Annotated in this window: 19 protein-coding genes; 13 read left to right on the top strand and 6 right to left on the bottom strand. The window is 44.9% G+C overall.

Annotated elements, in window-relative coordinates:
• Nucleotides 1–33: 33 nt before the first annotated feature.
• The 12 genes from NYE38_RS09345 to NYE38_RS09400 all read left to right on the top strand — a co-directional run bounded on the left by NYE38_RS09345 (nt 34) and on the right by NYE38_RS09400 (nt 11,278).
• Entirely contained in the window at nt 34–990 is a 957-nt protein-coding gene (locus NYE38_RS09345; protein ID WP_014418026.1) for a sugar kinase, read from the top strand.
• A 29-nt stretch (nt 991–1,019) separates the two neighbouring features.
• Entirely contained in the window at nt 1,020–2,039 is a 1,020-nt protein-coding gene (locus NYE38_RS09350) for a zinc-binding alcohol dehydrogenase family protein (RefSeq protein WP_014418027.1), read from the top strand.
• A 13-nt stretch (nt 2,040–2,052) separates the two neighbouring features.
• Nucleotides 2,053–2,688: a bifunctional 2-keto-4-hydroxyglutarate aldolase/2-keto-3-deoxy-6-phosphogluconate aldolase gene (locus NYE38_RS09355; RefSeq protein ID WP_014418028.1), complete on the top strand. Its 636-nt coding sequence runs from the start codon at nt 2,053–2,055 to the stop codon at nt 2,686–2,688.
• 1 nt (nt 2,689) lies between these two features.
• Complete coding sequence (uxuA, locus tag NYE38_RS09360) at nt 2,690–3,766, top strand: mannonate dehydratase (RefSeq protein ID WP_025650137.1); 1,077 nt, start codon at nt 2,690–2,692, stop codon at nt 3,764–3,766.
• Complete coding sequence (locus NYE38_RS09365) at nt 3,763–4,599, top strand: SDR family oxidoreductase (RefSeq protein WP_017417885.1); 837 nt, start codon at nt 3,763–3,765, stop codon at nt 4,597–4,599. Before uxuA ends, NYE38_RS09365 begins: the two co-directional genes overlap by 4 nt.
• 83 nt (nt 4,600–4,682) lie before the next feature.
• Nucleotides 4,683–5,684 (top strand): substrate-binding domain-containing protein, encoded by a 1,002-nt coding sequence (locus NYE38_RS09370; RefSeq protein WP_025650135.1) that lies wholly within the window; start codon nt 4,683–4,685, stop codon nt 5,682–5,684.
• A gap of 76 nt (nt 5,685–5,760) precedes the next feature.
• Nucleotides 5,761–7,032: an MFS transporter gene (locus tag NYE38_RS09375; protein WP_053285108.1), complete on the top strand. Its 1,272-nt coding sequence runs from the start codon at nt 5,761–5,763 to the stop codon at nt 7,030–7,032.
• 118 nt (nt 7,033–7,150) lie between these two features.
• Nucleotides 7,151–7,966 (top strand): hypothetical protein, encoded by an 816-nt coding sequence (locus NYE38_RS09380; protein ID WP_017417888.1) that lies wholly within the window; start codon nt 7,151–7,153, stop codon nt 7,964–7,966.
• On the top strand, nt 7,963–8,571 hold the full coding sequence (locus NYE38_RS09385; protein WP_017417889.1) for a DUF4166 domain-containing protein: 609 nt from the start codon (nt 7,963–7,965) through the stop codon (nt 8,569–8,571). Before NYE38_RS09380 ends, NYE38_RS09385 begins: the two co-directional genes overlap by 4 nt.
• Complete coding sequence (locus NYE38_RS09390) at nt 8,565–10,193, top strand: YndJ family protein (protein ID WP_340802736.1); 1,629 nt, start codon at nt 8,565–8,567, stop codon at nt 10,191–10,193. Before NYE38_RS09385 ends, NYE38_RS09390 begins: the two co-directional genes overlap by 7 nt.
• Nucleotides 10,194–10,404: 211 nt before the next feature.
• The gene (locus NYE38_RS09395; RefSeq protein WP_017417891.1) at nt 10,405–10,821 is read left to right on the top strand and encodes an MFS transporter; all 417 of its coding nucleotides are present in this window, start codon (nt 10,405–10,407) and stop codon (nt 10,819–10,821) included.
• 187 nt (nt 10,822–11,008) lie between these two features.
• A complete protein-coding gene (locus NYE38_RS09400; RefSeq protein ID WP_017417892.1) occupies nt 11,009–11,278 on the top strand; it encodes a hypothetical protein in 270 nt (89 codons plus the stop codon).
• Nucleotides 11,279–11,539: 261 nt separating this feature from the next.
• Here the strand turns inward: NYE38_RS09400 and NYE38_RS09405 are convergent, their stop codons facing one another.
• Nucleotides 11,540–12,676, bottom strand: coding sequence for a choline esterase (locus tag NYE38_RS09405; RefSeq protein ID WP_017417893.1), 1,137 nt, complete (start codon nt 12,674–12,676; stop codon nt 11,540–11,542).
• 244 nt (nt 12,677–12,920) lie between these two features.
• Nucleotides 12,921–14,420 (bottom strand): cellulase family glycosylhydrolase, encoded by a 1,500-nt coding sequence (locus NYE38_RS09410; protein ID WP_340802732.1) that lies wholly within the window; start codon nt 14,418–14,420, stop codon nt 12,921–12,923.
• A gap of 463 nt (nt 14,421–14,883) precedes the next feature.
• On the opposite strand from NYE38_RS09410, the gene NYE38_RS09415 reads away from it, so the two are divergent.
• Nucleotides 14,884–15,195 (top strand): DUF4870 domain-containing protein, encoded by a 312-nt coding sequence (locus NYE38_RS09415; protein ID WP_017417895.1) that lies wholly within the window; start codon nt 14,884–14,886, stop codon nt 15,193–15,195.
• A 51-nt stretch (nt 15,196–15,246) separates the two neighbouring features.
• On the opposite strand, the gene NYE38_RS09420 is transcribed toward NYE38_RS09415, so the two are convergent.
• The 4 genes from NYE38_RS09420 to NYE38_RS09435 form a co-directional block, all read right to left on the bottom strand.
• On the bottom strand, nt 15,247–16,647 hold the full coding sequence (locus tag NYE38_RS09420; RefSeq protein ID WP_063636651.1) for a HAMP domain-containing sensor histidine kinase: 1,401 nt from the start codon (nt 16,645–16,647) through the stop codon (nt 15,247–15,249).
• 2 nt (nt 16,648–16,649) lie between these two features.
• Nucleotides 16,650–17,357: a response regulator transcription factor gene (locus NYE38_RS09425; RefSeq protein ID WP_017417897.1), complete on the bottom strand. Its 708-nt coding sequence runs from the start codon at nt 17,355–17,357 to the stop codon at nt 16,650–16,652.
• A 143-nt stretch (nt 17,358–17,500) separates the two neighbouring features.
• The gene (locus tag NYE38_RS09430) at nt 17,501–18,772 is read right to left on the bottom strand and encodes a glycoside hydrolase family 30 beta sandwich domain-containing protein (protein ID WP_017417898.1); all 1,272 of its coding nucleotides are present in this window, start codon (nt 18,770–18,772) and stop codon (nt 17,501–17,503) included.
• A gap of 61 nt (nt 18,773–18,833) precedes the next feature.
• Nucleotides 18,834–20,369 carry a glycoside hydrolase family 43 protein gene (locus NYE38_RS09435; RefSeq protein WP_340802727.1) on the bottom strand — a complete coding sequence of 512 codons (1,536 nt, stop codon included), beginning with the start codon at nt 20,367–20,369 and terminating at the stop codon, nt 18,834–18,836.
• Between the last annotated feature and the right edge of the window lie 116 nt (nt 20,370–20,485).

Below are 20,485 nucleotides of genomic sequence, written 5' to 3' on the forward strand. Positions count from 1 at the left end.
ACCGATTTAGTCTTAAAGGAAAGGAGTATTAATGTGGCTTCTGATTATGGCATTTTTACGATCGGTGATGCGATGATCACCTTAAATCCCGCAAGCACAGGGCCTTTGCGTTTTGTTACCCATTTTGAACGAAAAGCAGGAGGAGCTGAACTGAATTTTGCGATTGCATGCGCCAGATTGAATCTGCACTCAAAGTGGGTCAGCAGGCTGGGGAAGGATGAGTTCGGCAGAGTGATTTATCAGTTTGCCAAAGGAGAAGGAATTGATGTGACTGACGTCTCCTATGTTGAAGGCTTTCCTACATCTTTAAATGTCAAAGAGATCAGAAATGACGGTTCAGGCAAGACGTTTTATTACCGTTTCAATTCACCAATTCTGACTCTTGCACCGGAAGATATAACAGAGAATATGTTTGCCGGCATTCACATCGTTCATCTTACCGGCGTGTTCCTCGCGCTTGATAAGAAAAACCTTGAAATTGCTGAAAGGGTGCTTTCCATCGCCAAAGCAAGGGGGATTCCCGTATCTTTTGATCCGAATATCAGGCTGAAGCTGTGGACGATTGAGGAGGCGCGTGCGGCATTTCATCAAATCTTTCCGCATACTGATATTCTTCTGGCGGGCCGGGACGAAATGAAACAGCTGACAGGTCTAGGGGAAAATGAAGCATTAGCCCGGTTTGCAGAGACCTATTCAATCAGTCAGCTTGTCATAAAAGACGGTGAAGCAGGTTCTGCGCTGTATCATGATCATAAGTGGGTTCACAAAGAGGCTTTCCCGGTTGCGCCTGTTGACACGGTAGGAGCGGGTGACGGCTTTAATGCCGGTTACCTGTACGGTTATCTGCATGGTTTTGAACCGGAAAAACGTCTGGAGCTTGCCAATGCGGTCGGTGCGCTCGTCACCACAGTTTCCGGTGACAATGAAGGGCTTCCCTATCTAGAAGAGGTTCTGTCATTTGTAAACAAAGAGACTGTGATTGAACGTTAGCAAGCACAACTTAAAAAGCGGGTGAGAAAATGAAAGCGGTTCTAGTACGGAAAGCTTTTGATCTGGTGGTGACGGAATGTGAGAAACCGTCTGTTGTCCACGCGGATGATGTTCTTGTCAAGGTGAAGCGGGTCGGAATTTGCGGATCAGATTTGCATATTTATCATGGGACAAATCCGTTAGCGTCCCTGCCGAGAGTAATCGGTCATGAAGTCACAGGGGAAGTCGCAAAGACCGGTTCTCTTGTCCGGCGTTTCAAGCCGGGTGACCGGGTAGTGATTGAACCGATATCTTATTGCGGAACATGCTATGCCTGCCGGAAAGGACGTCCGAACGTCTGCAAAGCGCTTTCGGTGTTCGGCGTTCATGAAGATGGCGGGATGCGGGAATATATCGTGCTTCCGGAAAAGCAGCTGCATGCCGTTTCGCCCGATCTGCCCTGGGAGGAAGCGGTCATGGCAGAACCATATACGATCGGCGCCCAGGCCGTTTGGAGAGGCAGAGTCGAGAAGGAAGATACCGTTTTGATTCAGGGGGCGGGGCCGATCGGAATCTGCATATTAAAAATGGCAAAGCTCAAAGGCGCTTCCGTCATGATAACCGACTTGAATGATGAACGCTTGGCATTCGCTGAAAAAAACGGTGCGGACGTTACCGTCAACGCGCAAAAAGAAGATCCCGTTTTGCGGGTGAACGAATGGACCAAAAATGAAGGCGCCAATGCCGTCATTGATGCCGTCTGTCTCCCCTCAACGTTTGAAACGTCCATTGACGCGGTTTCTCCGGCCGGTCATGTGGTTGTGCTTGGTTTTGATGAGAGGACTGCCGGCATTTCTCAGCTTCCGATCACAAAAAAGGAAGTCACGATAACCGGTTCAAGATTGCAGACGAATCAGTTTCCGTACATTACAGACTTACTGAATAAAGGCCTGTTAACGCACGGCGGTCTTATTACACATACATTTTCAGCAGATGACGTCCATCAAGCATTTCAGTTGATCGAACAGCACCCGGGCAAGGTGGGAAAAGCAATCATTACGTTTGATTAAAGGAGGAGCGAGAATGCTGCCTAAGTACGCTATTTACGAAAAACTTCTGCATGCACAAGTGGTGGCTGTCATAAGGGGACAAAACAGCCAAGAGGCGCTTGAAGTTTCAAGAGCGGCCATTTCAGGAGGTATCAGCGCCATTGAGCTTACATACACAACTCCTGAAGTGGAAGATGTCTTTAAGGAACTCCGGCATCAAGATATTCTTCTTGGAGCCGGCTCTGTAATGGATACAGAAACGGCGAGACACGCCATTTTATCAGGCGCCTCATTTATCGTCAGCTCTCATTTTGTAAAAGAGATAGCATCTCTATGCAACCAGTACAGCGTACCGTATCTTCCGGGATGCATGAGCGTGTCTGATATGGCTTTGGCGCTCGAAGCCGGATGTGATGTGGTAAAGCTGTTCCCCGCTAATTCGTTTGACCCTTCATTTATCAAGTCGGTCAACGGTCCTCTGCCGAATGTCCGCATTATGCCGACCGGGGGTATCTCATTAAACAGCATGAATGACTGGCTCTCTGCCGGAGCGGTCGCGGTGGGTGTGGGAAGCGACTTGACAAAAGCATATCAAAAGGGCGGCTATGAAGCTGCCGTATCCCTCAGCAAAGAATACGTCTGCCGAAAAAACGAATATACGGGGGTGTAACATGAATATCACGTTTCGCTGGTATGGCCAAGGTAATGATACGGTGACTCTTGAACATGTCAGACAAATTCCCGGGGTCAAAGGCATCGTCTGGGCTCTTCACCAGAAGCCCGCGGGCGAAGTATGGGAAAAGGAGGACATTGAAGCGGAAGTCAGAGTCATTCAATCCTATGGGTTTCATGCAGAGGTCGTGGAAAGCGTGAATGTTCATGAAGCCATTAAACTCGGTCATGAAGAACGCGGACAATATATTGAACATTATAAACAGACCATTCGCAATCTGTCCGAATTCGGCGTGAAAGTCATCTGTTACAATTTCATGCCGATATTTGACTGGACGCGTACCGATATGTTCCGCGCGCTGGAGGATGGGTCAACCGCTTTGTTTTTTGAAAAAGCGAAAGTGGAAAGTCTCCCTCCGGAGGAACTGATCCGCACGGTTGAAGAATCTTCTGAATTGACGCTTCCCGGGTGGGAGCCGGAGAAAATGGCCCGGATCAAGGAACTGTTTGAGGCCTATCAAACGGTTGATGAAAAACAGCTTTGGGCCAATCTTGAGTTCTTTTTACATGAAATCCTTCCTGTAGCGGAGGAACGCGGCATTCAAATGGCCATTCATCCGGATGATCCGCCCTGGTCAATTTTTGGCCTGCCCCGTATTATCACCGGTGAGAAAAGTTATGAAAAGCTGCGAGAGATTTCAGATTCACCCGCCAACTGTATTACGTTATGCACGGGTTCGATGGGAGCGGATCCCGCCAATGATATGGTGAAGATCGCCAAACACTATGCGGGAGCTGCGCCGTTTGCCCATATACGAAATGTGAAAATCTGCGATAACGGTGATTTTACGGAAACTTCGCATCTTACCAGTGATGGGTCCATTGATATTACCGGTGTGGTAAAAGAATTGCACGGCCAAGACTATAAAGGATATGTACGGCCTGATCACGGCCGTCATATCTGGGGCGAACAATGCCGGCCGGGTTATGGTTTATATGATCGTGCCTTAGGAATTATGTACTTGAACGGACTGTGGGATGCGTTCTCGTCTCATGAGAAAGGGGTGAAGAGATGAGACCGATTCATGAACGTTTATCAGGAAGAACCGCTGTCATAACAGGCGGGAGCGGTGTTCTCTGTTCAGCAATGGCAAAGGAGCTTTCACGGCAGGGGATGAAAATTGCGATCGTCAGCCGGAATGCTGATAAAGCAGAGCGTGCGGCGGGCGAGATTGCTGACGCTGGAGGAACCGCGGTTTCTGTACCGGCTGATGTTTCAGCCCGTGATTCGCTCGAAAAGGCAAAAGACGAGATTATCAGCCGGTTCGGTTCTGTCAATCTTTTAATTAACGGAGCCGGGGGAAATCACCCTGATGCGATCACTGCCAGTGAGACGTATGAAGAGGATGAGCAGGGCACATCATTTTTTGATATGGACGAAACGGGGTTTTCCAGCGTATTTTCAACCAACTTTACCGGTGCATTTCTGGCATCGCAAGTGTTTGGAAAAGACCTTTTGAAGGCGGAATGTCCCGCGATTATTAATATTTCTTCTATGAGTGCGTATACACCGATGACAAAGGTGCCTGCCTACAGCGCGGCCAAGGCGGCGATTCAGAATTTTACGATGTGGATGGCTGTTCATTTCGCAAAAAAAGGGCTGCGGGTGAATGCCATCGCTCCGGGTTTCTTTTTGACAGCGCAAAACCGTGAGTTGTTATTACAGGAAGATGGAAGTCTGACAGACCGATCCAATAAGATTATGGCACATACACCGATGAAACGTTTCGGGAAACCGGAAGACCTTCTGGGAACGCTCCTGTGGCTTTCGGATGATTCATGCTCGGGCTTTGTCACCGGGGTCACCGTTCCCGTCGACGGAGGTTTTATGGCTTATTCCGGAGTGTGACAGAATCCATGTCCCTGTCAGATTGTAAACCATTTACTTCTGACTTATACTAGTGAAAAATGAAGACAGACGGGGATGAGTCTATGAAAACCATTACAATTTCTGATGTGGCGAAATATGCAAACGTATCTAAAAGCACCGTATCTCAATTTTTAAATCAGCGCTATGACTATATGAGCGAGAAAACGAAACAAAAAATAGAAGCGGCCATTCAAGAGCTGAACTATCAGCCGAATTTCGTCGCCCGCAGCTTAAAACAGAAATCAACATTTACAGTAGGTGTGGTGGTGGCTAATATTCTTCACACCTTTTCCACTCAGGTCATCAGGGCGGTGGAAGACTATTTTCATGAACAAGGATTTCATATTATTGTCTGCAATGCGGATGATGAACCGGAAAAAGAAAAGAAATATATTGAAATGCTGCGGGCCAAGCAGGTGGACGGAATTATTATTTTTCCGACGGGCGAAAATCTCTCTTTATATGAAAAGATGAAACGCGATACGTTTCCGGTCGTGTTTATGGACAGAACCATTGAAGAACTCGGGATTCCGACAGTGATGCTTGATAATCATCATGCAGCCGGTCTTGCCGTTGACCGGTTTATCGAAAGCGGCATAAAGAGAATCGCGATTATTACGACGTCCATTATTCGGGAAATCAGTCCGAGGGTAGAAAGGATTGAAGGGTATAAGAAGGCGCTTGACCGCCACGGAATGATAGTGCGGAACGAATATATCAAAACAGCCGATGCGGCTGATATTTCCAATGTTTTGTCAGAGCTGTTCTCACTTGAAGAGCCTCCGAAAGCGATATTGGCGGCAAACGATATCGTTCTTGTTGAGGTGCTGAAGTATATGAAGGAGCATGATATGACAATTCCGGATAAGGCAGCCGTCATCGGAATTGATGAAGTTCCTTTTGCGGGTTTTTTTACTCCTCCGATTACGACGATCGTTCAGCCTGCGGCAGAAATGGCGCGAAAAGCAGGAAGCCTTCTTCTTCGCCAGATACAAGAAAAAGATGGCGGTGAAAAACGGATTCACCGCTATAAACCGGCGCTGCTCGCAAGGCAATCCGGATAACCGGTTTCATTGCATAAACCGGTTTACTCCGGCAATTTTAATATCTGAATATTAAGAAATAAGAGGGAGGGATTTTATGTTCTCAAAGGATAGATTCCCTATTATTCTTCTTTTATTTTCAGCCGGGGTGATTAACTATTTAGACCGCTCAGCGCTGTCTATTGCAGCGCCGTTCATACAGCAGGATCTCACATTGTCGGCAACCCAAATGGGGCTGATTTTCAGCAGTTTCTCTGTCGGATACGCTGTGTTTAACTTTCTCGGCGGTGTTGCATCTGACCGGTACGGGGCTAAATTGACATTGTGTACGGCGATGATCGTTTGGTCTCTTTTCAGCGGAGCGGTTGCGCTTGCTTTCGGATTTGTAAGTCTTTTGATTATCCGTGTTTTATTCGGTATGGGGGAGGGGCCGCTGTCGGCTGCCATAAGCAAAATGGTCAACAATTGGTTTCCTCCGTCTCAGCGCGCCACGGTCATCGGCCTGACAAACAGCGGAACGCCGCTCGGCGGAGCGATCTCCGGCCCGATTGTCGGGATGATTGCTGTGGCGTTCAGCTGGAAAGTTTCCTTTGTCCTGATCATGATCATCGGTTTAGTCTGGGCGCTCATCTGGTTTAAATTTGTCAAAGAACGGCCGGCGCCGACGGAAGACGCCCCGGCAATGAAAGCAGCGATTCAATCGCATGAGCAGCATATCCCGATGACCTTTTATTTGAAACAAAAAACGGTTCTCTTCACGGCTTTTGCCTTTTTCGCCTACAACTACATTTTATTTTTCTTCTTAACATGGTTTCCGAGCTATCTGGTGAAAGAACGCGGTTTAAGTGTTGAATTTATGAGCGTGGTGACTGTTATTCCCTGGATTCTTGGATTTATCGGTTTGGCGGCAGGCGGAATGATTTCTGATTATGTATTCAAAAAAACCGCCGGAAAAGGGGTTTTGTTCTCACGGAAAGTCATTCTTGTCACTTGTCTGTTCGCTTCCGCTGTACTGATCGGATTTGCCGGACTTGTTACCACTACCGTAAGTGCCGTTATTCTCGTTGCTTTATCAGTCTTCTTTTTATATATAACGGGCTCTATCTATTGGGCGGTCATTCATGATGTGGTTGATCAAAGGAATGTCGGGTCAGTCGGCGGCTTTATGCATTTTCTTGCAAACACGGCCGGTATTATCGGGCCTGCTTTAACCGGCTTTATCGCGGACAAAAGCGGATCATTCTCGGGGGCGTTTTTGCTTGCAGGCGGATTAGCCGTTTTGGCCTCGGCTGCGGTAATCCGTTTCGTGCGTCCGATTATCATTCAAACCGCTTCTGAAGATAAAAAAGACACGATACCTTATTCATAAGTCATCAAAGTCACTGAGGCTGTCCTGCCGATAACGGGATGGCCTTTTCGTTCTGCCGCTTGATCTGTTCCTATGATAATATAGGAATTGTTTACAAAAGAAGGGAAGAGGAGGGGGCATGAAACAGAAGCCGATATATGTCGAAATCTATATTGCATCTGATATAGAAACGCTTTGGGAATATACGCAAACCCCGCATCTTCATAAGGAATGGGATCTGCGTTTTTCTGACATTACATATCTTCATAGGCTGCCAGATGAACCGCAGAGATTTCTATATGAAACACGAATCGGTTTTGGGCTGAAGGTATGCGGCACGGGCGAATCAATAGGTGACATAAGGCCTCGCTCGTCAGAAAGAGTGTCTTCGCTCGCTTTTGCCTCTGATCATCCGCTGTCACTTATAAAAGAAGGCAGGGGCTACTGGAAGTATATAGAGCGGGATAACGGACAAACCGCATTTTTGACTCAATATCAATATGAAACGGCCCGCGGTCTGCCGGGAAGTTGGATAGACCGGTTTTTATTTCGTCCGCTGCTAAGCTGGGCTACCGCATGGAGCTTTGATGCGTTGCGGCTTTGGATAGAACAAAACAGACATCCGAAGATATCAGTCCGTTTCGGATTTGTCTATGTCTGTATGTGTCTCGTTTTCAGTCTGTATTGGTTTTTTCAAGGCTTTCATGATGGCTGTGCCGATGCAGAGATCGTGAGGGGAGCGCTGGAGACAGGGTTAGGGGTATTATGGCTGCTTCCCATGCGGAGAAAGTGGCTGATTCACACCGGGCAGTCAGTCTTCTTTTGTGTAACGGCACTGCTATATTCCGGCGGCGGATTCTTGATCTCATTAGGAGTACTTACGATAGCCGGCATGATTCTTAAGCTCAAGCTGCCGAGCGCCTGGCATACAAAACGAAAGAGAGAAGTGAAATGACGGATTCAATGTATGAAAAAGCGATTACTCATTATCAATCACTGCACCCGATGCTGCAGAAACGGTACAGATTTGACGGATCACGCACGTTTTGCGGAGAAGGCGTTATGTCAGAAATAAAGGGAGGTTCTTTTCTTGTCAGAATGCTTTTAAAGACAGGTGTTTTTTTCAGATGTTTTTTCTCAGAGAGGGGAAACGATATCCCTTTCACTATCGAAAACAAAAACAGGCAAAATGGCGTGGAATGGAATCGTACCTTTTTCTTTAAAGGCAAAACGCGTTTTTTTGATGCGGTCATGGAATATGATGAGCGGGAAAACAGAATTCTTGATTACTTCGGCAAACCTCACATCCTACTGTCTGAACTGCATTTAGAAGCGTCTTCAGAAGGAGGGCTTGTTATTACATCCGGAAGGCAGTGGCTCCTGATAGGCGGAAAGAAAATCCCGCTTCCGGCATGGCTGTGCGGCAGTTCAACCGTTTATGAGGCTTATGATGAGGAAATGAATTGCTTCAGCATAAAGGTTCATGTAAAAAATCGGATACTCGGCACGCTTTTCTCTTACCGGGGGACTTTCCGGGAAACAGAGGGAGAAACATGCTGAAGCGTCATCTCATGGTAAGCGTGATTTGCTTTTTGGGATTTGCGGCGGCTGAAGCTCCGCATATATCAGCTGCTGAGACGTTTGTTTTATTTTCTGTACTTTTTTTCGTTCCTGCTGTATTCGATTTTGCTTTTCGGCCGTCAAAGACCTTAGAGAATGTGTTGTTACGGAGTTATCCTGTTGCCGCTTTATGTGCGGTGCTTGCGCTTGTCACAGACTTCAGTTTTTTTGCCGTTGTGTGGCTCATTTATACGTTTGGGCTGGCACTGTATGCTGTCCGGCGGCTGATGAAAACAAATATTCACAGAACAGAAGAGATGTCTGTTATGGCGGGTTTCATTTATTTGGCCGGGGGCGGATTCTGGTTCTTCACATATGTCCTTGAGATTCCCGTCATGAATTTCGGCCCGCTTATCGTTCTGCTGACGGCGGTGCACTTTCATTATTCCGCTTTTCTCATTCCGATCTTTAACGGATTGCTCGGCAGGATCATACGGGAGAAACGCGAACTTTACCAGTGGAGCACGGTCATTATTTTGATTTCGCCGATCCTTATTGCCTTGGGGATTACATTTTCAAAGACACTTGATGTGATTGCTGTCGCTCTGTATCTGGCGGGTCTGTATGTAAATGCATATCTCGTCTTTAAGGCGCCGTTTGTTACGAAAACAGGCAGGATCTTGATCAGGAGTTCTTCGGCTGTGTTAATGATCACAATTGCTTTTTCTTTGATATATTCGTACGGTGTTTACCGCGAGGAGGCAACGCTCACGATCAGCCAGATGATTTGGATTCACGGGGCCGTCAATGCATTCGGCGTTATCCTGCCGGCTTTGGCGGGGTGGAGGTTGGAAAATCCGAGACCGTTTGATGAGGGCAGTGATAGAACGTTCAGCCGTATTTACGGGAAGAGAACGATAGGCAAAGAATTTTTGACTGATATTCATGCAGCAAATGACATCCATTATACCGGCCTTCTGAATCAGATGAGAGAACTGCATTCTGAAGACTTTTCAATTGAAAAACTGGCGCCGGCCGTTATTTCCTTTTATGAAGAGACAATTGATTATGACATCATGGCAAAAGTGACGTGGAGCAGATGGTTTCGTCCGTTCGCGCGCGTGTACGAGCCGTTCAGCAGAAGAGCGGGGCAGATTCACCTGTCCATGAATCCAGATTGGTATATTATGCACAGTGATATTATAGGCGTTGACTCTGACAAAGACGGCAGAAAAAATGTCCGTGCGTGGATCAGAACAAATGAAAAGCAGGAAACCGTTTTTACTGCGCTGTATTCAGCGTACAGGGCAAAAGGGGAAGGATACATGAATATCTCTCTCCCGCTGCCGTACGGCCAAATGACGGGCATTTTAAAACCTTATGCGCGTAAGCAGAATCTTGTTTTGACAAGCAGACGGCGAAAAAGCGGAGCGGGTGATGAAGGGATTTACCTGCAGACGAAATGGGGGGCGTGTCATCTTCCGCTGGCAGAGACATTTCTTATTTCAGCCCAGAGCGAAACAAGCCTGAAGGCCGTTCATCATATGTGGCTGTTCGGACTGAAATTTTTAACTGTGCATTATCGGATCACTCATGCTTCCGCAGGTAACCGAAGCAAATAACAAGCTGCAGAGCCGTCTGTTCATCAGGCGGCTTTTTCTCATCTACATGGGTTATATTCACCATTTTATTTGCGAGCTATTTTGCGGCGGATGACACGAAAGGAGTCATCCGCTGGATCTCATTTATTCTCGTGTTAGCTCAGCTTGTTGTCTTTTCGTTTATGACTCCCCACGCACTGGCTCCGCTAGTGATAGGAACATTAGTTCGCAGGTGCGGAAACGGGTAACATTAAAGCTGTTTTATTTACTCGCAGCCGTTTTTATTTTTATCATTCCTTTTACCATCAGCCCGATGGCGCTTTATGTGGTTCAGATTTTAATAGGTTTTTCACTCGGCATTATCTTTCCTTTGCTGCTTGGAATGTCGATTGAGTCTGTTCCGGCAGACATGAGAGCAACATCGATGGGGGCATACCAGGCGCTTTATGCACTCGGTATTTTCGGAGGACCTTTGGCCGAGGGATTTTTTAATGATTGGCTGGGGCTCAGAGCCGGATTTTATTTCGCGGCAGGTGCTCGGGCTGGCGGCTGTCATACTTGCTCAGCTCATATGTGGGGAGCCGATGCGAAAGAATCGTCGGAAAAGTGCAGGGAAGATGCGGCAAAGTATTACCAGACATGGTTTTAATTTTGTGTACGCTTTCAAAAAAGAAGAGATCTTATTCGGATAAAATTCATGACAATATATGTATTTTTAGTGAAAATAAGTATCTCATCTACAAAATATGACAAATCCCCTTTGTACAAGATGGTAAAATCAGATTACCTGCTAAGTGAGAAAGCAGCAGGCAATAAATCACAAGGGGGCAATATTAATGTTAAAAAGTAAAATTAAAAAAATAGCCGGTGCGGCTGTAATTGCTGGAGCATTATTGGTTTCTGTGTCGCCAGCAAAAGCAGAAACTCTTCCGGGATTGATCTGGGTCATGGACAAATATACTGACGCTTTTAAATTCGACATGTTTATTAAAAACGGAAATGAAAAATGGGTTTATGTGTACACAAGATTATCCAATGGCAAAACTGATGTAGACGAAGTAAAGTGCGAGGCGATTATTAAAGATCGGTGTTATGTTCAAGATTAATTGTAAATCGTAATACATCCTATTTTTTTAATTCTGTCTCATCAACTAAGTATACTTAAGATAACGAGACAGAATTTTCATTAAAGATTTAACTTCCTAGAATATATATTATGTAAACTAAGAATTGTGAAGAGAATATAAAAGTAGATCTATTCTAACAGCATCCCCTTTTTGTAGTGTAATATTAAAAAACCTCTACGTCCTTAATAAATTAAAATTGGTCATAAAGGTTTTTCAGTTTGAGTATTTTAATCGGTTATGTCACTTGTTGCTGGTCTTCTTGATCAAGGCCACGCCATCGTATGCCGGACTTTCCACACTTGCAGCCTTCTGCAGTATGTAATGATCAAAAAAGTTCTTCGTATAGTCTGTAACAAGATTTCGCATCTCCATGGCATCCCGTTCGCCTCTAAGTTCCTCATTCACACTGGTAAACACGATGTCGCAGTAATCTAAATGCGCAGCACGATCAACAGAGAAATAATAGGTATCCATGCTATTGTTAGCGCCAATGATCGCATTCATGTTGTAGTTAGGTTCAGAAAACAGCAGCAAAAAGGGTTTCTTAAGGTCGCTGCCCTGAAGGCCGAACGCACCGCTATCCAAGCCAATCCCGCAGATGAACCGTTCGTCGTCCCGGCAAACAATCGCCGTCGTAGGCCCTCCATAAGAATGTCCGACTATGCCCATGCCGATGTCAAGCAACAATCTGCCCTTAAAGATGGAATTCAGCTCTCCAGAGTCCAGTTTGACAAGATAATCGGCTACATACCTTACATCTTCTGCCTGTAATTCACTATGCTTTGTTAACTTGGTAAGTATCGGCAGTGTAAGCACGTTTCGGCACATCTCAATGGCAGTTTCATCGTCGGGCCGCATCTCCATCTTACCAGACAAAGCCATCATCTCCGGATCTTCAGAAAACGCCATAATGACATCCGAAAAATCCTTTGATACATTAAACATTCGCCCATCTTTACGCTTATACATCGTGCTATTCTGATGGCCGATGCTTACCACAACATATCCCATGCTTGCCAAGTCTGTACAGATCACTGTACCCCATTCTGGAGAACCGCCCCCGCCGCAAACATAGAATAACACCGGATAGCGTTTTTCCTTCCCGGAGAGAGCAAGGTCGTCGTAACATTGGGTCTTGATATCTATAGAGTAAGCATCCTTCAACGCAGTGAGAAGCGGCTGCTCATCAAGCATTTCGCAGACTTCAGGAAACATGTACGCTGATGTAGTCTTCCCTTCGCTGCTGTCGGACGGATAGTACACAAACGCCGTCAGTTCTCTTTTTATATGATCTGATGCCGTGTACTCAAAATCCATCTGGGTTCGGCCGACAGTATAGCCGCCAATTGGCTCTGGAAATGCGTCATACTTTTTCATTCTCTTGTTCCCCCTTACGTAATAAAAGTGGCGGATGTGAAATACATACATTGCGCTACAAACGCTTTTCATTACATCATATGTTCAGTGAATCACATCTACTCCTTGGCTTTCTTGAGATTGCTAACAACATTTGTACAGGCCCATATGCTGTTTCAGAGTTTCATCCGCCACGTAAACCTCCTTGTATTGCTGTTTAAGATGATAAAAGCGGACATCGTTGCTGATGTCCGCCTAAAGCTTACTAATTGGGTTCTGTTCCCCAAATCAGTTTTCCTTGATGATATAATGTGATTTTTTTCGTTGTTTTAAACGTATTTGATTGGAAAAAGGAATAATCGCCGCTTTGTGCATAATTGCTCCAGTCATCGTTGTGAAGACGAAGCTGAATATTCCCTGTGCTTGCTCCCGGTGACAGTGTTCCTGTTTTAAACCCCAGTTCCAGATAGGTATCTGCATCTTGCTTAGGTTTATGCAGCGTCACAAATTTGTGGGTCAGATTGCCGCATCCAATCTGCGCGTAGTCACAGTCAAAGTTTTGGCCTTTGTTTTTCGTGTTATACCAGTAACGGGCAGTGACATCTTTTAAATCCACCGTCGCATTGCCGTTATTTTTTATGTGAAGCTGCGGGCGGATTTGATTGCTGTTCACACGCCCATCCCCTGCTTTGTATTGTACAGAAATACCTTTTTCCTGTGTGGGGTTATCTTGTGCTGGCGTTTCAGGGCTGTCCTTCGTCGAATCTTTAGTGCCGCGAATGTTTTCTCTTACGAATGTTCCTGAAGCAGTTAAATCTGACAGCGGCCAGCCGCCTGTTTTAGATGCTCCCGGCTTTAAAGCCGAAGATGATTCCTGCTTATCAGAAAGATTCCAGTTCACCCAGCTGATGTTCTTGCTGTCGAGATAATTCAGCCATTCCCGCGACTGGTCAAGGAATACACCGCCATTTCCAGACGCATCGCTTGTTCCCCATTCCGTCACGAAAATAGGCGCTCCTTTGCTGAGTGCGTAGTTTGCTTTATCCCGTAAAGATTGGCCGTGTGTGCCGGCATAAAAATGAAGCGCGTACATGACGTTTGCATCTTTTAGCTGATCATCTGCAGCATCATTCACATCCTGGCTCCATGTACCGGTTCCGACAATGATGATGTTGTCTGGATCATTTTTGCGGATAACGGAAATCACTTCTTCTGCATACGGTTTAATATCACGCTTCCAGTTCACGTCACCGTTTGGTTCGTTTGCAATTTCATAAATGACGTTTGGCGTGTTTCCGTAAAGACTTGACATCTCCTTGAAAAATTCTTTTGCCTTCTCTTTATTTTGGTTTGGGTTGCCGTCATTTAAGATATGCCAGTCAATGATGACATATATCCCAAGTTCTTTTGCCGTTTCAACTGCTTCTTTCACTTTGTTTTTCACAGACGGGTTGTCAATATAACCGCCATCTGCCGTATACATCGCCGCGCGGAAAACGGTGATGCCCCAATCGTCTCTCAGCCATTTTAAGCTGTCTTTATTGACGAAATCGCCATACCATTGCAATCCATGTGAACTGATCCCTTTCAGTTGTACCGTTTTGCCGTCGCGGTTTACGAGCTGTGTACCTTTTATGCTAAGCTGACCATTCTTGGCTACTGGCGTTTTTGTCCCTGCTGCAGATGCCGGCGAAGGCAGCAAGCCGCCCATTGTCAATACCGCAATTAATAAACACATAATAAAAATAGAAATTGACCGTTTCATATCTGATCTTTTCCTCCTTCGCATCATTTATGCTCTTCACTTCTTATGAGCTCGAACTCATTGTAAAAATCTTTCTCATGATTGTCTATCAACCTAATTTCTTGTTTTTGAGAGGTGTAAAAGCCTGTCAATTTGCTCTATCTCTCTTGAATAAGACATACCTGACACGTATAGAACAAAGAAAACCGGACTGAATCGGGACTTTACACGTCATTTTTCAATCGAATCGAAAAATTAAATGTATTTCCAACGCAGACATGCTGAATGTGATGAGTCTCAATATGGCATTGAATCTTATGATTGCTGTAAGAAGACGAGCCCTTGCCCGTCCTTGTTAATGTAAGGTTGATGTAAGGTTTGGATTAATACGGGTTAAGGTTGGAGTTGTACAATAAGATTGTACTTTAGTGAGGGATTCAGCCAGAAGAATTCCCCCTTTAATAAATCATAGAGGTGAAAAGGTTTGAGAGAAAATAAAATTTTGTCTTCATTATGTTACTTCAGTATATTTTTTGCGCCGTTTCTGTTTCCGATTATCGTCTATTTCTTAGGACAGGACGATGTGAAATATCATGCGAAAAAATCTTTGTGGACGCATCTGATTCCTTATTTGATTTTTGGAATTGGCATCATCGCTTCAGGTTTACTTGGTATGAATGACATCAGGCACGCCGGGCCTTTCCTGCTTGCGACGTATGCTGTTACATTCCTTGTGGCGATCTATTTTTTCATTTGGAACATTGTCAAAGGAATCAAAGTATTTTCGGAACAATAGGAAAAAACGGTTCTGTCATTAATCAGCAGAACCGTTTTTTTTGTATAGCCATTATGATAATTGTATATCTATCGTTGTCCCTTCTCCCGCGGTGCTGTGAATGGTGATGTCCCCTCCGTGCTTTTGGATAATATCCTTTGCTATGGCCATTCCAAGACCAGAGCCTGCATGCGTCGTTCCTGTATTTGTCCCCCTGTAATAGCGATCAAACACTTTTTCCAGCTCCTCTTCTTCTATCCCTTTGCCATTGTCCTTAATTATCACATGAGTCCGTTCTTTTTGTTGAAGCCGTACAACGATCTTCACATCAGGATCATTGTGAACGAGGGCATTTAAAATGAGATTCGTGACCGCTCTCCGAATCAATATCGCATCAAGATTCAGCATCAGCTTTTCCAGGTTCGTTTGAAGCTCAATGGACTTATCCGCATATCTAGAATCGTTTAACATATCAATTAACGTTTCCCGCAGCAGCGATACAAGGTTTACCCGCTCTGTATGTAACATCACATCGTTGTTTTTCAGCCTTGTCGTTAAATTTAAATCTTCCATCACATCTTTCATATAGAGGGATTTACTCTCAATGATCTGAGCGTACTCTCTGATCTGTTCGACTGTGAGATGGTAATTTGGATCTTGGATGATTTCTGCATAGCCTTGAATAGATGCTAATGGTGTTTTAATGTCATGAGAAATATGACTGATCCACTCTTCACGCATTTGCTCTAATTTATCTTTTTCTTTTTTGCTTGAAGATAGTTGTTCCGATAAATGATTGACATTATAGAAGACATCTTTATAAATGCCTTTGGATTTCATTTTGATCGTATAATCTCCATTAGCTAACCGCTGGATTCCTTGAATGACACGGCCGAGCGGTTTTGTGAGCTGCCGGCTGAATAGATAGCCGATGAGTAACGCGATCAATGCGTCTATTGATAATAATATGATGGTCCCTGCATTGAACTTCGTCACAAATTCCTTGGTATCATATGAGAGGACATACTTTCCGAGAGAGGGATTTTTAAACCCTATGAAGTAACTGTACTCCTTGCCGTTTACTTTTTTTCCGCCGGCGTAAATGGTTGATAATAATTGTTCATCCTTATATTTATGTAAATTTACAATTTCAATAGGCGTATATTTTTTCTTCAGTCCTTTAGGTTCTCTATCATGATAAACATCTTGTCCGTTTTCATCTAATATTTGAATCCATGCATTCTGCTCTTTTAAAGCTTTTTGGCCCTCTTTGTTTACTGTGATACCATTGTTCGATAACGTGACATATTGCCGGAATGATCTTGTGAAAGTTTCCGGTGTACTTTCTTCGTCATGTTGGCTGTTCGCCTGGAAAACGAGCCAAAACATAAAAATAAATAAATTAATGAAGACTGTAATGATGGTCACTATGATGACAGATACCATATATCTGCCTGTTAATCGCCAATTCATCCTTACGCATCCTTTACAACAAATTTGTAGCCTAACCCTTTCACAGTGACGAGAAAGTCTGGTTTTGATGGGGTGTTTTCTATTTTCTCACGGAGCCTGCGTATATGAACCATCACCGTGTTGTCAGAACCGAAGAAATCTTCTCCCCATACCGCTTGATAGAGTGTTTCTTTACTGATCACCCGATTGGGATGCTGCAGAAAATAGGTCATAAGCATAAGTTCTTTAGGTGTTAACTCAATAGCCGCTCCATTTTTGGTGAGCTCGGCTTGTTGTTGGTTTAATTCAAATGGCCCTTTTTTTATTACGGTTCCGGTTTGAGAAGGCTGTAAGTAAGAGACCCGTCTCAGCTGCGCTTTGACTCGATATGCAACTTCCTTAGGGCTGAAGGGTTTTGTAATGTAGTCGTCCCCGCCGATGGCAAGTCCTACAATTTTATCCGTTTCCTCCCCCTTTGCAGACAAAAAGATAATAGGAACGTGTGAAATGTCTCTTATTTGCTTGCAGATATCATAGCCTTCACCGTCTGGCAGCATGATATCCAATATCACCAGATCGGGATTTTCTTGATGAAATTGAGCCAATCCGTCACGGGCAGTCGAAGCGGTCACTACGCGATCAATGCCTTCTCTTATTAATACGGTTTTGATCAGTTCCAAAATTTCTTTTTCATCGTCTATGATTAATACTTTGCTGTGAAGCCGTGACATATATTGATCACTCCTTGAAGTCATTGTCATTATTATACCCAATGTCCGTGTATCGTTAAAAAAATCAACACTTCTCTCCCACAGAAAATAAGCCAATTTTCTTTTTCGAGTAAGAAAATTGGCTTATTGCGATGCTGATGCCTTTAACGCTTTACAACAAATGTTGTCACGCTTTGAGCCGGAAGATGGGCCCAAAAATGATTGTCCGTTACTTTGAGATCCGTTCCAGGTTGAAGATTGCTGCTGCTGCTCGTGATCCATCTGGATACTTGCGAAGCAGTTCCATTCTGCAGCACAAAGTTTTGGTTGACCCCTGTGTTATTTTTATTAATGGCAACAATCACGACTTTATTGTCTCCTTTATAGGCTGACACGTAAACATTCGGTTCAGGATTTTTCGTTGCATCAATCCTTACATAGCCAGGGCGCACAAATTTTGAGAAATGAGCCATATTGTATCCGCGTTTGCTGATCATCCCATCTTCTTTCATAGGGCCGTATGATCTGCGGATGTACCACCACACATAAGCTTGAAAATCTCCCTCTACCATTGAATGATGAATATGCTCTGAAACACCTAAAGCTTCAGGCCAGCGATCCGCTGAATTGTTGTCACTATTCGGATAGTATACCTCCGTCATCCATAGCTCTTTCCCTCCTCCTTTTTGTTTGAAAAGAGGATAAGGAAACTGACTGACCTGAGTGCCGTACAGGTGGGTTCCGAGGATATCCATATTCCTAAGCGCCTGCGGATCGTTCAAAATGGGGTCCGATATATTTTTCAGGTATTGAAATGATTCTGGCGCAATCACGCGGGCATTAATGGAACCGGCATTTTCTCTCATGAAACGCAGGATTTCTTGGGGCGTCCACCATGTCCATTCGTGAGCGTAATCAGGTTCGTTTTGCATAGAAATCGCATACAGATTCACACCATTACTCTTCATGAAATTAACGAAATCGTTAAGATGCTGCGCGTATGCGGCGTACTTATCGTATCTCAGCCGCTTAGCTGATGTGTCACCATTATGATTGAAAGTCTCAACCATATCGTTCGGCGGATTCCAAGGGGAAGCAAAAACGATTGCTCCATGTTTGATCGCACTCTTTGCAGTCTCCACTTCCTTGTACCAATTGTTTCTATTTTCATCTACATGAATTCTTAAGACCGAAAAATCTAACTGATTCTGTCCATTGCCAAAAGCGGTCTCCCGTTGGGCTGCAGTCAAGTCTCCAATCCAAGCCGGGTGGTTCATTCCTCCAAAACCGCGAATCACTTGTCTTTCTGCAGATATATTAACTGTTGCATCACTTGCTGCTGAAACTTCAGTAACTCCCGGTCCTAAGAGCATGACGGACAGCATTGTGAAACATACCAATAATGCACAAATTGTTTTTTTTACGCTCGACATCATTTTTCCCTCTCCTTCATATGTCGTTTATGGACATAGAAAACGTACCTTTGTCTCCCTTTGCTTATCTTTGTGTAAACTGCCAGTAATCAACATTAAACAAGTTTCCTGTACCAGTTCCGGTAAATACAAAGAATACGTTGTGAACACCGGATGCGCCGCTTACCGCAGTTTCTATTTCTCTCCAGGATTGCGTTCCGCCTGTCGAAGGGACATTCAAGGTTCCGACAAGCTTACCGTTTGCACTGTCTAGCCGCACTTCTATTTTTCCGCCAAGAGCGGACGCTACATTTGCTTTAAACGTCCTAGCGCCGCCTGACCCGAAGTCTGCATTTCCAACAGCAATCCAGTCTCCGTTATGAATGTTTGTGACATGTTGATTATTGACCGGCCCGCCGGGTGCTGAGGATGCCTCTGTCAAAATCCGTCCGTTCCAGGCAAACGTTTCCGCTTCTACCCGGTGATACGGATTCAAGTTGGACAGCTGTTTGACACCTGCAAAATTTGCCGCTACCTCTTGCAGGGAGCCATCTGGATTATGCACAAGCTTATTAATATGGGGAGAACGGTATCCTTTGCCGGCCCCGTAAAGAGCGGAGCTGACAGTTTGAGTATGATACACCACATACCACTCGTTTTTAAAATTGAAAACAGCATGGTGATTGTTCCCGCCGCCTCCGAAAAATGCTCCCGGATTTTTCAGAAAGTGCCCTCTATACGAAAAAGAATCCATAGGACTTGAGCTGGTCATATAGCCGATCTCACCTGGAGGTTTATCGGCCGGGTAAGCGCCCCCGAAATTGATACAATAGGAATAGTAATATTTTCCGTTATACTTATGCATTCCCGAATCTTCAAACATAAAAGGCGCATCAATGGTCGATGCACTTCCGGCGACACTCGTCATATCAGGCCCTAATTTCATGACTCTTGCTGTTTTAGGATTGGCCCATTGCCCCTGTGTGGGATTTGAACCGCCCGGAACGCCTCCGCCGGCATATAGGTAACCGGTACCGTCATCATCTACGAATACTGCTGGATCAAAAAGCCATACAACACCGGACATTCCTGGCGTATTTGGCGTTACCAGCGCTTTTCCGATCGGATCTGTCCATGGGCCGGTCGGGCTGTCTGCGGTGAGAACCCCGATACCTCCGCCGCCGTTTGCGAAATAAAGGAAAAATTTATCCTTACCATTGATCTTTTTCACCGCGGCTGACGGGGCCCATGATGCTCCTGCCCATTTGGCAATCCCCCGGCCGCCATTCGCCCCATTGGCACCCGCTGCGGGAATCGCTCCGTGATCTGTCCAGTTCACCATATCCGCTGAAGATATGACGGATATTTTATTCAAATTGGCAAATGAATTATCCTTAATCGTGCCGTCGCTATTATATTCATAGTCATCGCTTGACATATAGATGTAGACTCTTCCGTTATAGGTCAGCGCAAACGGATCTGCGCCCAGATGATGGTCGATAAGCGGATTTGAATTCCCGGCATGTTTTGCAATTGGAGTGCTTACCGCATTCGCATATTCCCCAGGTAAACAGCTCAATAATAAAGCAAGAATCAATAAACATACGCTGCACTTTTTCATCTGCTTAACATCCTCCTGTTTCCGCATATTAGGTTTTTAAAAAATATGATAACAACAGGTCATGAAGAATGCGTAAAATGAATGATTTTTAGAGTGAAAACGCTGCAAATATCTGA

Origin of the sequence: Bacillus sp. EU63 (assembly GCF_038592915.1) — a bacterium.
GTDB lineage: Bacteria > Bacillota > Bacilli > Bacillales > Bacillaceae > Bacillus > Bacillus velezensis.

Excerpts from the sequence above, each read along its gene's own strand:
- NYE38_RS09420 (WP_063636651.1), bottom strand. The coding sequence starts at position 16,647 with ATGAATTGGCGATTAACAGGCAGATATATGGTATCTGTCATCATAGTG.
- NYE38_RS09390 (WP_340802736.1), top strand. The coding sequence starts at position 8,565 with ATGCTGAAGCGTCATCTCATGGTAAGCGTGATTTGCTTTTTGGGATTT.
- NYE38_RS09400 (WP_017417892.1), top strand. The coding sequence starts at position 11,009 with ATGTTAAAAAGTAAAATTAAAAAAATAGCCGGTGCGGCTGTAATTGCT.
- NYE38_RS09410 (WP_340802732.1), bottom strand. The coding sequence starts at position 14,420 with ATGAAACGGTCAATTTCTATTTTTATTATGTGTTTATTAATTGCGGTA.
- NYE38_RS09385 (WP_017417889.1), top strand. The coding sequence starts at position 7,963 with ATGACGGATTCAATGTATGAAAAAGCGATTACTCATTATCAATCACTG.
- NYE38_RS09435 (WP_340802727.1), bottom strand. The coding sequence starts at position 20,369 with ATGAAAAAGTGCAGCGTATGTTTATTGATTCTTGCTTTATTATTGAGC.
- NYE38_RS09370 (WP_025650135.1), top strand. The coding sequence starts at position 4,683 with ATGAAAACCATTACAATTTCTGATGTGGCGAAATATGCAAACGTATCT.
- NYE38_RS09355 (WP_014418028.1), top strand. The coding sequence starts at position 2,053 with ATGCTGCCTAAGTACGCTATTTACGAAAAACTTCTGCATGCACAAGTG.
- NYE38_RS09405 (WP_017417893.1), bottom strand. The coding sequence starts at position 12,676 with ATGAAAAAGTATGACGCATTTCCAGAGCCAATTGGCGGCTATACTGTC.
- uxuA (WP_025650137.1), top strand. The coding sequence starts at position 2,690 with ATGAATATCACGTTTCGCTGGTATGGCCAAGGTAATGATACGGTGACT.
- NYE38_RS09375 (WP_053285108.1), top strand. The coding sequence starts at position 5,761 with ATGTTCTCAAAGGATAGATTCCCTATTATTCTTCTTTTATTTTCAGCC.
- NYE38_RS09365 (WP_017417885.1), top strand. The coding sequence starts at position 3,763 with ATGAGACCGATTCATGAACGTTTATCAGGAAGAACCGCTGTCATAACA.
- NYE38_RS09430 (WP_017417898.1), bottom strand. The coding sequence starts at position 18,772 with ATGATGTCGAGCGTAAAAAAAACAATTTGTGCATTATTGGTATGTTTC.
- NYE38_RS09425 (WP_017417897.1), bottom strand. The coding sequence starts at position 17,357 with ATGTCACGGCTTCACAGCAAAGTATTAATCATAGACGATGAAAAAGAA.
- NYE38_RS09350 (WP_014418027.1), top strand. The coding sequence starts at position 1,020 with ATGAAAGCGGTTCTAGTACGGAAAGCTTTTGATCTGGTGGTGACGGAA.
- NYE38_RS09380 (WP_017417888.1), top strand. The coding sequence starts at position 7,151 with ATGAAACAGAAGCCGATATATGTCGAAATCTATATTGCATCTGATATA.